Raw genomic sequence first — 12683 nt, 5'->3', positions numbered from 1 at the left:
GGTCAGGCTGCCTGAGTCAGGAATCTCCCGCCTTCAGGCGGGAGGATTCAAAGCAACGCCATTCCGGGATCGGCCAGGACCGCGGCGGTGTCCGCCAGCAGTTCGGAGCCCTGCTGGCCGTCCATCACCCGGTGATCGAACGACAGCGCGAGTTGCAGCACCGAGCGCGGTTCGATGCGTTCGCCCTGCTCGTCGTGCACCACCCACGGCATCCGGCGCACCGCCCCGACCGCGAGTATCGCGGTCTGTCCGGGATTGAGGATCGGCGTGCCGGAATCCACGCCGAAAACGCCGATGTTGGTGATCGTCGTGGTGCCGCCCGCCAGCTGCCCGGGAGTGGTCGCGCCCGCGCGGGCGGTTTCGGCGAGCTCGTTGATCGAGGAGGCCAATTCCCGGAGGGAGAGCCGTTGCGCCGCTTCGACGTTGGGCACGACCAGCCCGCGCGGCGTTGCGGCGGCGATGCCGAGGTCGACCTGTTCGCGCAGCACGATCTCCTGGGCGTCCTCGTCCCACCGGGCGTTGGCGATCGGAGTCCGGGCGATCGCGGCCAGGTAGGCGCGCGCCGCGAACGCGAGCGGGGTGAGTTTGACGTCGCGGAACTCGCGCCGCTGCTGGATCTGCTCGCGCAGCTGCATCGTGCGGGTGACGTCGATCGTGCTGAACTCGGTGACGTGCGGTGCGGTGAAAGCCGACGCGACCACCGCCTCCGCGGTGCGCTTGCGCACGCCCTTGATCGGCACCCGGGTCTCGGTTCGCCCGGCCCCGGTTCCCCGGGTCTCGGTTCGCCCGGTCTCGATCGGGGCCTCGTTCTTCTCGGCGTGTGCGAGCACGTCTTGGCGCGCCACGATGCCGTGCTGCCCGCTCGGCCGGATTTCCCCGAGGTCGACACCGAGTTCCTTGGCGAGCTTGCGCACGGGCGGCTTGGCCAGGGGGCGGTGCCGGGCCGTAGCCGATTCTTGTTGCTGCGGTTGCGAATCCCGACGCTGCCGGCGACTCCGCCGAGAATTCGCACCGGTGTTGCCGTATCCGACGAGAAGCTTCGGTTCGTCCTCAGCGGACTCTGCAGCGTCCGCTTTGGACGACGAGGCATCGCCGGCAGGCTGCTCCGGTCCGGCGGGCGAGCCGATGCGCAGGATCGGTGTGCCGACCTGGACCGTTTCCCCTTCGGCGGCGAGCACTTCGAGCACTTCACCGCCGTGCGGTGCGGGCAGTGCCACCACGGACTTCGCGGTCTCGATGTCGACGACGGCCTGGTTGACCGCGACGGGGTCGCCTTCGGCGACGTGCCACGTCACGATCTCGGCTTCGGTCAGGCCCTCGCCGACATCGGGAAGGTGGAACTCCTGGGCGGTGCTGTTCACGCGGACTCCTGCTCGCGACCTCGGGTCAATGCGCGTAGGACTCGTCGCAGCCCTCCAGGATGCGATCGAGGTTCGGCAACCAGTCCGCTTCCAGCCGCGCAGCCGGGTACGGGGTGTCGTGCCCGGTGACGCGCACGATCGGTGCCTCCAGCGAGTAGAACGCGGCGGCCTGCACCCGGGCTGCGAGTTCGCCGCCGAGCCCGGCGGTCCGCGAAGCCTCGTGCGCGATGACCAGCCGTCCGGTGCGCCGCACCGACTCCACCACCGTCTCGTCGTCCACGGGCGAGAGCGACCGCAGGTCGACGACCTCGACGTCGCGGCCCTCTTCGGCCAGCGCTTCGGCCGCTTCCAGCGCGATCGGCACCAGCGCTCCGTACGCCACCAAGGTCAGGTCGCCGCCGCGCCGAACCACCCGCGCACTATCCATTGCGGACGGTTGTGCCGCGGTGTCGAGTTCGCCCTTGCGCCAGTAGGAGCGCTTCGGCTCCAGGAACACGACCGGATCGTCGCAGCGGACGGCCTGCCCGATCAGGTCGTAGGCGTCCTGCGCGGTGGACGGGCTCAGCACCCGCAATCCGGCCGTGTGCGCGAAGTACGCCTCGGGCGACTCGCCGTGGTGCTCGATCGCCCCGATACCGCCGCCGACGGGAATCCGGATCACCACCGGCAGCGACACCAGACCCCCGGACCGGTGCCGGTACTTCGCCAGCTGAGTCACGATCTGGTTCATCGCCGGGAAGGTGAAGCCGTCGAACTGGATCTCGCAGACCGGCCGGTACCCGGCCATCGCCAACCCGATCGCGCTGCCGACGATCCCCGCTTCACCGAGCGGCGCGTCGACCACCCGCGACTCGCCGAAGTCCTTCTGCAACTCGGCAGTGACGCGGAAAACGCCGCCGAGACGCCCGATGTCCTCGCCGAGCAGCAACACCTTGTTGTCCGCGGCCAGCGCGTCGCGCAGACCGCGGTTCAAGGCGTGGGCGAGCGCGGTGCCCGTCATGCCTGCTGCCCTTGCACGAACGCGAGGTGCTCCTCGAGCTGCTTGGCCAGTTCCCGCGGCAGCTCGGCGAAGGTGTGCCGGAACGGCGAATCCGGGGCAGGCACGGGAAGTTCGCGGCAACCGCGGCGCAGCCGGTCGGCCAGCCGGTCCTCTTCGGCCCGCAGCGATTCGCTGGATTCGCCGAGGTGCGACCGCAGCCGTTCGATCGGGTCCCGCTGCGCCCAGTCGTCGTTCTCCGCCGCGGCGCGGTAGCGCGAGTCGTCGTCGGAGGTGGTGTGCGGGTTGCGGCGGTAGGTGACCGCCTCGATCAGCGTCGGCCCGCCGCCGCGCCGGGCGGTGCTGAGCGCGTCGTGCGCGGCCGCGTGGCAGGCCACCACATCGTTGCCGTCGACCCGCACGCCCGGGAAGCCGAATCCCTGCGAACGCTGCGCGGCGGGAACCCGGCTCTGCACTGAATAGGGCGCGGAGATCGCCCACTGGTTGTTCTGGCAGAAGAACACCACCGGCAGGTTCTGCGCCGCCGCCCAGACGAACGCCTCGTTCGTCTCGCCTTCGCTGAGCGCGCCGTCGCCCAGGAACACCAGCACCGCGCGGTCCCGCCCCGGGTCTCCGGTGCCCACGTCGCCGTCGCGCACGATGCCCATCGCGTAGCCGACCCCGTGCAACGTGTGCGCGCCGATCACCAGCGTGTACAGGTTGAAGCCGCGCTCGTGCGGATCCCAGCCGCCGAGGGTCGTGCCGCGGAAGAGCCCCAGCAGGTCCACCGGGTCCACGCCGCGGCACCAGGCGGCCGCGTGCTCGCGGTAGGTCGGGAACACCACGTCCCGTTCGTGCAACGCCGAGGCGGCGCCGACCTGCGCGGCCTCCTGTCCCAGCAGCGACGGCCAGAGCCCGAGCTCGCCCTGGCGCTGCAAGGCGATCGCCTCGGTGTCCAGCCGCCGCGCCAGCACCATGTCGCGGTGGGCGCGGTGCAGGTCGAGCGCATCGTCACCGCTCGGCAGCAGCTCGTGCGCGGTCAACCGGCCTTCGGCGTCGAGCGCGGACCACGGCTCGGGCGGGGACGGCGAGGGGTCCATGGCGCTCCAAGGGGACGGGCGGATCAGCGGGCACGCGGTGCGCACCGTTTCAGCGCCGCGCCGACAGCGACAACTGTTTGGTTCAATCAGCGCACGAAACGCAGCGGAACAAGCCTGCCGAGCCGTCCCGGACGCAAGATCTCGGCTGGCGGCGCAAGATACGTGCGAGGTGCTCCATGGACGACACGGACCGGCGGATCGTCGAGATCCTGCGAACCCGGGCGCGCACGCCCGTCAGCGAGATCGGCAGGCAGGTCGGGCTCTCCGGCGCGCCGGTGTCCCGCCGGATCGAACGCCTCGAACGCGACGGCGTGCTGAAGGGCTACGTGGCGATCACCGACGACGCCGCGGTGGGGGAGTTGGACGCCTTCACCGAGATCCGCCTGACCGGCGCCACCGACACCGCCGAGATCGAGCAGATCGCCAAGCAGGTGCCCGAGGTCCAGCAGTACTTCACCACCTCCGGCGACCCGGACGCGCTGGTGCGCTTCCGGGTGCGCAACGTCGACGACCTGCAGCGGGTCGTCAACGCCATCCGGCGCACCGGGAAGGTGGCGGGCACCAAGACGCTGATCGTGATGGCCTCGTGGGACCGCAACTTGGACGGTTGAGCCCTTCCCGGTCGGCCCTCGCGCACGGCCGTGAGTCCGGGCTCGTCGACTTCCTGCGGGTGAGGAGTTGCTTCGAGTTCGCCGCGTTCAGCGCGACTCGGGCAGCGTGGTCGCGGTCGCGATCAGCGTCCTGGCGGCGGCTTCGATCCTGGGGACGTCGCCGGTGACGATCCGGTCCAGGCACAGCCCGCGCAGCCCGGAGATGAGCAGGCTCGCCCGGGCGCGCGCCTCCGTCTCGTCGAAACCGAGATCGCGGTGTACCGGGACCAGCGGATCGACCATGGCGGTGACGGCCTCGGAAGCCACCGCGCCGTACCGGTCCGGTTGCGTCGGCGCCAGGCTCAGCACTTGGAACAGGATGCGGATCGGCCGCTGCTGGTGGCCTTCGGTGATCGCCGTCCACAGCGCCCACGCCGCCTCGCGCAGGCTCGCGGCGTCGTGCACACCGCTGAACAGCCCGGCGACGTCCGGCCTGCTGGCGGCGATCGCCTCGGCGATCAGGTTGTCCCGGCTGCCGAAGTAGTACAGCAACATGCGCTTGCTGGTGCCCAGCTGCGCGGCCAGCGGGCTCAACGACATGTCGGCGATGCCGTGCTCGGCCAGCTGGTCCACCACCTGCCGCAGCAGTTCGGCGCGCTTGTCGGACCTGGAACTCACCAGCCGAGTGTACCGACCGGTACATGTCGTGTTCAACGCGCGCGCTCGTGGCGGTGAGCCGCCGTTCGGGGGTTTCCGCTAGGCCGGGCGGCCCTCGGCTCCGCTGCTCTGAACGCGAAGCCGGCGGCTCGCCGTTGTTCACCGTTAGCGATCTGCGTCGACTCCGGGAGCTGATGCAGGTATTCCTGGAGAGCGGGCCGCGCTCGGCGAACCGGGCGGGCTCGTTGTTGTGTGCAGGTGTTGGCGGAATTGCGGGGGTTTGGTGCAGATGCCGGTAGACGATCGCGCGGCCGGTGCAGGTGCCGAGCGCCCGGACTCGGATGAGGCGCTTCGGCCGATCGAACCGGACGACCTGTTCCGCCTCCGGTTCGCGACCTCGGCGGACCTGTCGCCGGACGGCGAGTCGGTCGTGTTCGCCCTGTCCCGCACCGACGTCGAGGCGAACACCGACCACACCGACCTGGTGCAGGTGGCGGTCTCCTCGGGCGGTCAACGGCAACTCACCAGCGTCGACGCGGTGCACGCGCACCCCGCGTTCGCGCCGGACGGGCGCGAAATCGCGTTCCTGTCCACCCGCACCGGCGTGCCGCAGATCTTCGCGCTGCCCCTCGACGGCGGCGAAGCGCGCCAGCTCACCGCCTTCCCGGACGGGGTCGGTGGTGGGCCGGTGTTCTCGCCGGACGGGACGCGCATCGCCTTCACCGCCGTGCCACCCGGAACGCGGCGCGACCCCGCCCTGCCGTATCGAGTCGACCGCGCGGCCTGGCGGGCCGACGGTGTGGGCGTCATCGAGGACGCGCTGCAGGACGTCTACGTGGTCGCGGCCGAAGGCGGCGAACCCGTGCGGTTGACCGAAGACCGCTCGTTGAACACCGCTCCGCAGTGGACACCGGACGGTGCGGCGCTCGTGTTCAACGCGAGCTTCGACCCGGAATCGATGGGGATGCTCAACCGGCTGCGAAGGGTCGACCTCGACGGTTCGGTGTCCGATGTGGCCAGTGGCGGGGCCATCGCGAGCCACGCGGTGTGCCCCGACGGGCGCATCGCGTACGTGCTGACCAATGAGGACGGTCGGCGCGCGGGATCGAAAGCCGACCTGTGGGTCTACGACCCGGAAACCGGGGTTCACCAGCGGCGCACGACGGGGCTTGTGGACGATGTCGGCGGACGGCTCGTCCCGGACATGCCCGCGTTCGCCTTCACGATGGCGGGCGTCCTGATCTCCGCGGACTCCCGGCACGCTTACCTGCCCGCGCAACGCGGAGGTGAAGTGCGGGTGCTGCGCGTGGGATTGTCCGGGGCCGAGTCGCACGAACCCGTGGCGGGGGGTGAGCGCGGGTGCGCACCGGTGCGGTTGCGCGGGAACCGGCTGCTGTTCGCCGCCTTCGGCATCCGCGACCCCGGTGACCTGCACGTGCTCGACACCGCCACCGGGACCGAGAGTCGGCTGACCGAACTCAACGCCGAGCTGCTGGCCCGGCTCGAGTGGCCCGCCGTGCACCACCTGGAGTTCACCAGCACCGACGGCACGGCCGTCGAGGGCTGGTACCTCGAACCCGCGCGCGCGAAGCGCCCGTTGCCGACACTGCTGGGAATCCATGGTGGACCGCACGCCGGATGGGGCCACACCTTCGTCTTCGACTTCCTGATGCTGGCCGGTGCGGGATACGGCGTGCTGTTCGTGAACCACCGCGGTTCCACCGGTTACGGCGACGACTTCGGTACCGCGATCACCTCGGATTGGGGCAACCTCGACTGCGCCGACCTGATGGCCGGTGTCGATCACGCGATCGCGATCGGCCTGGCCGATTCCGACCGCCTCGGCGTGTTCGGCGCTTCCGCCGGCGGCACGCTCAGCGGCTGGCTCACCACCCAGACCGACCGGTTCCGGGCGGCGTGCCCCGAGGACCCGTTGTTCGACTTCTCCAGCATGTACGGCACCAGCGACATCGGAATCTGGGCGGGCCGCTCGTTCATGGGCGGCGACCCGCACGAACGCGCCGAGCTCTACCGGCGCTGCTCACCTGTTACCTACGCGCACAGGTCCAGCACGCCGACCTTGTTCTTCCAGCACGAGAGCGACCACCGCGCGCCGCCGGGGCAGACCGAACAGTTCTACACGGTCCTCAAAAGCCGCGGCGTCACGGCGGAAATGCTGCGGTTTCCCGGAACCTCGCACGTCGGTTCGGTGCTCGGGCCGGTCACCCACCGGCGCGCGCAGAACGAGGCGCTGCTGGAGTGGATGGACCGCTACGTCCTCGGCGAAAAGTAGCCGGGGACTGCCAAGAGGCTGCTAGGCCGAACCGGACCCGAACGGATCGCGGACGTGCTCGATGATGTCCGCGACCGAATCGACGATCGCAGTCGGCTGATACGGGTGCCCCGCCACGGCATCGGGGCCGGAGAGCCCGGACAGCACCAGGATCGTCCGCATCCCGGCCTCGATGCCGCAGCGCACGTCGGTGTCCATCCGGTCGCCGAGCACGATCGCGTTCGCCGAGCGCGCGCCCACCGCCCGCAGCGCGGAGCGCATCATCAGCGGGTTCGGCTTGCCGATGTAGTAGGGCTCGTGCTCGGTCACCCGTTGCACGAGCGCGGCGACGGCCCCGGTGGCGGGCAGCGGCCCTTCCGCACCCGGCCCCTTCTCGTCCGGGTTGGTCGCGATGAACCGGGCGCCGCCTTCGATCAGCCGGATGGCGTGCGTGATCGCCTCGAAGCTGTAGGTGCGCGTCTCACCGAGCACGACGTAATCCGGATCGTCGCCGGTGAGCACGTAACCGGCGTCCAACAGCGCCGCGGACAGCCCGGCCTCACCGAGGACGTAAGCCGACCCGCCGGGACGCTGTTCGCGCAGGAACCGGGCAGTGGCCAGCGCCGAGGTCCAGATCGTGTGCTCGGGGACGTCCAGGCCCCGTTCGAGCAGCCGCGCGCGCATGTCCCGCGGCGTGTGCACGGACTCGTTGGTGAACACCAGGAACGGAATTCCCGCCGATCGCAGGGCTGCCAGGAACTCCTCGGCGCCCGGCACGGCGTTCTCCTCGTCGCGCATCAACACGCCGTTGAGGTCCATCAAGTAAACCCACGAATCCGCATCCACCACATCGGGATGGTCCCATGCGGCGCCCGGCGCGACTGCCCGCCCGCGCGGCTCGCAGCGCTCAGGGTCGGCCGGTGCTCACGACCGGCCAGCGCGGCTGAGGGTCGGCAGGATCGTCCGCTGGTGCACGTCCTGCAGTGCGAAGGCCGCGGCCGCGTAGAGCGCGACCACGCACACCCCCAGGCCCAGCCAGCCATCGCAGAGCCGTGCGATCGGTAGCTGCCGGTACTCGACCACGCCGGTCAACGCGAACCGGCACCCGGCGAACGTGAGCACGATCGCCACCAGCGGTTTCCCGGCGGCGGTCACGACCGCGCACAGCAACACCGCCGCGGCGAGGAACAGCACGGCCACACCCAGCACCGGGCTGTGCCCGCCGGGTGCGCTGCGCAGCGTCAGCACGCTCGTCGTCAGCCAGGTGGCGCTGAGCGTGCTCATCCCGATCGCCAGGACCGGGTCCCTGTTCAGGAAACCGAAAACGCCCGCGAGCAGTTGCAGGGGCACCGCGATGGTCAGCACGGCGGCGGCTCGCGGTGCGCACCCCGCGATTCGACCGTCTTCAATGGACAGTCGTGCTGCCCGCCGGACGCGCCGGATCAGCGGTCGTCGCGGCCGTTCCCCGGAAGCGCCACGTGCCGTGCGGCGAGGTCGGCGCTGCGACGCACTCCGAGCAGTTGCATGCAGCGCTGGTACTCCTCGGCGAGGAGTTCGTAGGCGCGCACGACGCCGTCCTGGCCCCCGGCCATGATCCCGTACAGGTAAGCGCGCCCGATCATCGCCGCGTCCGCGCCCAGCGCCCGCGCGACCGCGATGTCCGCGCCGTGCCGGACACCGCCGTCGATGAGCACGGTCGCCCGCTCGCCGACGGCGGCGCGGACGGCGGGCAGCACCTCCAGCGTCGCGGCCGAGCGGTCGAGCTGCCTGCCGCCGTGGTTGGACACGACCACGCCGTCGGCGCCGCGACGCACGACCTCGCGCGCGGCCTCGGCGGTGTTGATCCCCTTGACGATGAGCCTGCCGGGCCAGCGCTGCCGCAGCCGCTCCAGCGCGGCGAAGTCCAGACCGGGGTCGAACAACGTGCGCGCCAGGTCCTCCGAGGTGTAGTTGCCGCGCACCCCGTCGAGGCAGGCGAAGCCGATGCCCGGGGTGGTCAGCTTGTGCAACCACCACGCCGGGAACATCGACATGTTCAGGAACGTCCTGGCCGTCAGCGCAGGCGGGATGGTCAGCCCGTTGGCCACGTCCTTGAGGCGCTTGCCCGGCACCGAGGTGTCCACGGTCAGCAGCAGCGTCGAGCAGCCCGCGGCTTGGGCCCGCGAGATGAGCAGTTCGTTCAGCTCGGCGTCCTGCGTGTAGTAGAGCTGGAACCACAGCGCGACGCCGGGCGCGGCCTCCCGGACGTCCGCGACGGACGTGGTGGCCATGGTCGACAGCGAGTACGGGACGCCGAAGTGCTCGGCGACGCGGGCCACCGCCGCCTCGCCGTGGTGGTGCATCATCCGCGTGTAACCGGTCGGCGCGAACACCAGCGGCAGCGCACTGCGTTCGCCCGCGAGCTCGATCGCGGTGTCCGGATCCGTCACCGGGCGCAGTGGTTCCGGACGCAGCGTCACGCGCCGGAAGGCGGCGATGTTGCGGGCGGCGGTGATCTCCTCCTCGGCCGAGCCGTCGACGTAGTCGAACACCGCGCGGGGAGTGGTGCGCCGGGCCGCGGCGCGCAGCTCGCCGATGGTGCGGGCGTTCTCCAGGCGGCGGGCGGTGCGGCCGAACGCCGGCTTGCTGAACTGCACGACCTCGCGCAGCTGCGACCACTTCGGCAGTTGCCGCGCCCGCGAGACGGCGGCCAGGGAGATCTTGTTCGGCATCGGTTCCTTCCTCGGGCGGGACATCATCACACGATTGCCCCGCTTCGGTCACCGGCAGCGGGCGACGGCCCGAGCGCGGGCCGGGGTTCGCTCGTGCGCTGGTGCCACCGGGCTCGGACCCGAGGCCGCTCGGCGCCGATTCCCGGCCGCACCGGGCCGGACGTGTAATTCGCTCTCCCCGCCGGAACGGGAGTTCTGCTGCGGTAGGCTGAAACGAGTCGGTGCTGGGGGCGGCAGCCGCACTGGGGTTCTGGCGCTGGGGTTTCCAGCACTGCGGATCACGGCATTGCGGGCTGCGGCATCGGGGGTCGCGGCGCTGGGGGCGTCGTTTCGCCGACTGTGATTTTCCTTGCGACCGGGGAGCTGGGGACGATCAGCGGCATCGGGAGTGCAAAGCTGGCCGTGCCGTGCAACGCCGTCCGATCCCCGCTCGCAGGCGATGCGGAGCGGATCGCCGCTCTTGCACGACCGGCCGCCCGCGCGCTGCGAACAGCGCCGGACGGCGAACCGGAACTACCGCTGCGAGGTGTGCCCACCCATGACCGACTCCGCGAGCACCGCGACAGCGGACTCCGGCCGGGACGTCGCAGCACCGCGGGCGGCGGTGCTGATCGCCGTGCTGGTCGTCTCGGCCTTCGTGATGATCCTCAACGAGACGATCCTGAGCGTCGCGTTGCGCGATCTGACCGAGGACCTGGGCGTGTCCACCACCACCGTGCAATGGCTGACCAGCGGGTTCCTGCTGACCATGGCGGTGGTCATCCCGATCACCGGATTCCTGCTGGAGCGGTTCACCCCGCGGCAGGTCTTCCTGGCCTCGCTGACGCTGTTCAGCGCAGGCACGTTGCTCAGCGGGCTCGCACCTGGATTCGGAGTCCTGCTCGCCGGGCGCGTGGTGCAGGCGTTCGGCACCGCGGTGATGCTGCCGCTGCTGATGACCTCGGTGATGCGGCTGGTCTCGCCCGCCAACCGCGGCGCGACGATGGGCACCATCACCATCGTCATCGCGGTCGCCCCCGCGATCGGTCCGACGATCGGCGGAGCGGTGCTGGCCTGGCTGGGCTGGCGGTGGATGTTCTGGCTCGTGCTGCCGTTGTCGTTGCTGGCGCTCGTGATCGGTGCGGTCTGGATGCGGCTGGACGCCGCGACCCGGCGGGTGCCGCTGGACGTCGGCTCGGTGCTGCTGTCCGCGCTCGGATTCGGCGGTGTCCTCTACGGGCTTTCCGCGATGGGGGAGTCCGCGGGCGGGCACCAGCCGGTGCCGCCGTGGGCGGCCATCGCCGTCGGCGCGGTCGCGCTGGTGGTGTTCGCAGCGCGCCAGGTGCGGCTGCAACGCGACGACCGCGCGCTGCTCGACCTGCGCCCGCTGACCTACCGCCCGTTCGTCGTCGCGCTGGTGCTCGCCGCGCTGCTGTTCATGTGCCTGCTGGGTGCCGGGGCGATCCTGCTGCCGCTGTACCTGCAGACGGTGCTGGGAACCAGCACGTTCGTCAGCGGCCTGGCGGTGCTGCCGGGCGGGCTGGTGCTGGGAATGCTCGGGCGCCCGGTGGGGCGGTTGTTCGACCGCTTCGGCGCGCGGCCGCTGGTGATCCCGGGGGCGCTGGCGATGGCGGTGTCGCTGTGCCTGTTCGCCACGCTCGGGCCGGACTCGGCGCTGGGCGCGGTCATCGGGATCCACATCCTGCTGATGACCGGGCTCGGGCTGATGATGACGCCGCTGATGACCGAGTCGCTGAGCGTGCTGCCGGACCACCTCTACTCGCACGGCAGCGCGATCCTGTCCACGCTGCAACAGGTCGCGGGCGCGTTCGGCACCGCGGTGTTCGTCACCGTCGCGGCCGCTGGCAGCGCGGCCGCGACCGGAGCGCCCGACGCCGCCGGGTTGCGGACCGCGTTCGTGGTGGCTGGAGGTGTCGGGGTGCTCGCGTTCGTCACCGCGCTGTTCGTGCGCGGGCGCGGGGGCGCCGCGGCTGCGGGCGCGACCATCGGCGACGGTCGCCAGGAGCCCTCGGACCGGACGTTCTCCAAGCGGTAGCGCGGAATCGTCCGTGCGCCGGAACGGGCGCTCAGCCGCCGGCGGGTGGTGGCCCGAGCGAGGCCGCCGCTCGCACCAGCTCGTCGATGTAGTGGCGTCGTTCCCCGAGGTCGACGTCCTGCCGCAACGGGCCGATGTGGAGCTCCCAGGCGGCTCGCCCGGTGCCGTCGAACACCGGAGCCGCCAGATGCGTCAGCGGCTGCCGTTTCCGCGAGCGCAGCTGCGCGGAACCGTAGGGCTCGCCGCTGATCCGCGCCAGCAGCGACAGCACGCGTTCGCGCAGCTGCGCGGCCGGATCGTTCGTGAGGTGTTCGACGACTTCCGAGAGCACGTCCAGCATCGCTGGGTCCGCGGCGTCGATGCCCCACAACGCCGCCCCGGTCGTGCGGATGTGTTCGAGCGCGTCGGCGAGGCCGGGCCGCTGCCCGGGTTCTGCGGTGTCCAGCCAAGCGCGCTGCCGCCGCTCGTCGGCGAAGGCCACCACGGCCGCGCCCGCGGGAGCGCGCAGCGGCAGTCTGGTGCCGGTCGTGATGCCCGCGGGCAACCTGCCCGGCCCTGCGGTCACCGCCACGAACTCCGACTCGGTGCGGGTGACCAGGCTCAGCGACGCTCCGCAGGCAACCCGCTCGGCGAGTTCGGCGAGCACGTCTTCCGTGCCGGTGGGCATCGCCGCATCGGTGCCCGACGCACCTGCGAGCGTGCGGAGTCGCGGTCCCGGCCGGTAGGTGCGGTCCGGTGCGCGGCGCACCCAGCCGCGCTCATCGAGGGTGTCGAGGATCGCCGCGACGGTCGACCTGCTGAGCTCCAGCTCGTCGGCGATCTCCGCGCCCTTCACCGGACCGGTGTCGCCCGCGATCAGTTCGACGACGCGGACCACTCGTCGCGTGGGCGGCGACGCCGACCGGTCGTTGCCCTCCGGCACAGCGCCCCCTAATCTCGATCGAACCGAATATCGGTGACCGTAGCACGAATAGTCGTGCC

General features: G+C 71.2%; 11 protein-coding genes. 3 read left to right on the top strand and 8 right to left on the bottom strand.

Annotation, left to right across the window (positions count from 1 at the left end; translation table 11 throughout):
• Nucleotides 1-47: 47 nt before the first annotated feature.
• The 3 genes from INP57_RS13035 to INP57_RS13025 are packed head-to-tail and all read right to left on the bottom strand — an operon-like array spanning nucleotide 48 to nucleotide 3437.
• Nucleotides 48-1361: a dihydrolipoamide acetyltransferase family protein gene (locus INP57_RS13035; protein WP_200070460.1), complete on the bottom strand. Its 1314-nt coding sequence runs from the start codon at nucleotides 1359-1361 to the stop codon at nucleotides 48-50.
• A gap of 25 nt (nucleotides 1362-1386) precedes the next feature.
• The gene (locus tag INP57_RS13030) at nucleotides 1387-2361 is read right to left on the bottom strand and encodes an alpha-ketoacid dehydrogenase subunit beta (RefSeq protein ID WP_200070459.1); all 975 of its coding nucleotides are present in this window, start codon (nucleotides 2359-2361) and stop codon (nucleotides 1387-1389) included.
• Nucleotides 2358-3437, bottom strand: a complete 1080-nt coding sequence (locus INP57_RS13025) for a thiamine pyrophosphate-dependent enzyme (RefSeq protein WP_200070458.1) — start codon at nucleotides 3435-3437, stop codon at nucleotides 2358-2360. The genes INP57_RS13030 and INP57_RS13025 overlap by 4 nt, the downstream gene beginning before the upstream one ends.
• A gap of 176 nt (nucleotides 3438-3613) precedes the next feature.
• On the opposite strand from INP57_RS13025, the gene INP57_RS13020 reads away from it, so the two are divergent.
• Nucleotides 3614-4048: an Lrp/AsnC family transcriptional regulator gene (locus INP57_RS13020; protein WP_200070457.1), complete on the top strand. Its 435-nt coding sequence runs from the start codon at nucleotides 3614-3616 to the stop codon at nucleotides 4046-4048.
• 87 nt (nucleotides 4049-4135) lie between these two features.
• Here the strand turns inward: INP57_RS13020 and INP57_RS13015 are convergent, their stop codons facing one another.
• Nucleotides 4136-4705, bottom strand: coding sequence for a TetR/AcrR family transcriptional regulator (locus tag INP57_RS13015; protein ID WP_200070456.1), 570 nt, complete (start codon nucleotides 4703-4705; stop codon nucleotides 4136-4138).
• 268 nt (nucleotides 4706-4973) lie between these two features.
• Here INP57_RS13015 and INP57_RS13010 point away from each other — a divergent pair, with 268 nt between their 5' ends.
• Entirely contained in the window at nucleotides 4974-6977 is a 2004-nt protein-coding gene (locus INP57_RS13010) for a S9 family peptidase (protein ID WP_200070455.1), read from the top strand.
• Between the two features lie 21 nt (nucleotides 6978-6998).
• Here the strand turns inward: INP57_RS13010 and INP57_RS13005 are convergent, their stop codons facing one another.
• The 3 genes from INP57_RS13005 to INP57_RS12995 all read right to left on the bottom strand — a co-directional run bounded on the left by INP57_RS13005 (nucleotide 6999) and on the right by INP57_RS12995 (nucleotide 9667).
• Nucleotides 6999-7775: an HAD-IIA family hydrolase gene (locus INP57_RS13005; protein ID WP_200070775.1), complete on the bottom strand. Its 777-nt coding sequence runs from the start codon at nucleotides 7773-7775 to the stop codon at nucleotides 6999-7001.
• A 105-nt stretch (nucleotides 7776-7880) separates the two neighbouring features.
• Nucleotides 7881-8321 carry a hypothetical protein gene (locus INP57_RS13000; RefSeq protein ID WP_233627502.1) on the bottom strand — a complete coding sequence of 147 codons (441 nt, stop codon included), beginning with the start codon at nucleotides 8319-8321 and terminating at the stop codon, nucleotides 7881-7883.
• Between the two features lie 77 nt (nucleotides 8322-8398).
• Nucleotides 8399-9667 carry an alpha-hydroxy acid oxidase gene (locus INP57_RS12995; protein ID WP_200070453.1) on the bottom strand — a complete coding sequence of 423 codons (1269 nt, stop codon included), beginning with the start codon at nucleotides 9665-9667 and terminating at the stop codon, nucleotides 8399-8401.
• A gap of 538 nt (nucleotides 9668-10205) precedes the next feature.
• Between INP57_RS12995 and INP57_RS12990 the strand changes: the two genes are divergently transcribed.
• On the top strand, nucleotides 10206-11702 hold the full coding sequence (locus tag INP57_RS12990) for an MDR family MFS transporter (protein WP_200070452.1): 1497 nt from the start codon (nucleotides 10206-10208) through the stop codon (nucleotides 11700-11702).
• A 31-nt stretch (nucleotides 11703-11733) separates the two neighbouring features.
• On the opposite strand, the gene INP57_RS12985 is transcribed toward INP57_RS12990, so the two are convergent.
• A complete protein-coding gene (locus tag INP57_RS12985) occupies nucleotides 11734-12624 on the bottom strand; it encodes a helix-turn-helix domain-containing protein (protein WP_200070451.1) in 891 nt (296 codons plus the stop codon).
• Between the last annotated feature and the right edge of the window lie 59 nt (nucleotides 12625-12683).

This window comes from Saccharopolyspora galaxeae, from assembly GCF_016526145.1.
Classification (GTDB): domain Bacteria; phylum Actinomycetota; class Actinomycetes; order Mycobacteriales; family Pseudonocardiaceae; genus Saccharopolyspora_C; species Saccharopolyspora_C galaxeae.
This window is presented reverse-complemented; position numbering and strand designations above follow the sequence as displayed.

Bases quoted from the DNA above. Each gene is read 5' to 3' on its own strand.
- INP57_RS13030 (WP_200070459.1), bottom strand. From the start codon at position 2,361: ATGACGGGCACCGCGCTCGCCCACGCCTTGAACCGCGGTCTGCGCGAC.
- INP57_RS13025 (WP_200070458.1), bottom strand. From the start codon at position 3,437: ATGGACCCCTCGCCGTCCCCGCCCGAGCCGTGGTCCGCGCTCGACGCC.
- INP57_RS13020 (WP_200070457.1), top strand. From the start codon at position 3,614: ATGGACGACACGGACCGGCGGATCGTCGAGATCCTGCGAACCCGGGCG.
- INP57_RS13010 (WP_200070455.1), top strand. From the start codon at position 4,974: ATGCCGGTAGACGATCGCGCGGCCGGTGCAGGTGCCGAGCGCCCGGAC.
- INP57_RS13005 (WP_200070775.1), bottom strand. From the start codon at position 7,775: ATGGACCTCAACGGCGTGTTGATGCGCGACGAGGAGAACGCCGTGCCG.
- INP57_RS12995 (WP_200070453.1), bottom strand. From the start codon at position 9,667: ATGCCGAACAAGATCTCCCTGGCCGCCGTCTCGCGGGCGCGGCAACTG.
- INP57_RS12990 (WP_200070452.1), top strand. From the start codon at position 10,206: ATGACCGACTCCGCGAGCACCGCGACAGCGGACTCCGGCCGGGACGTC.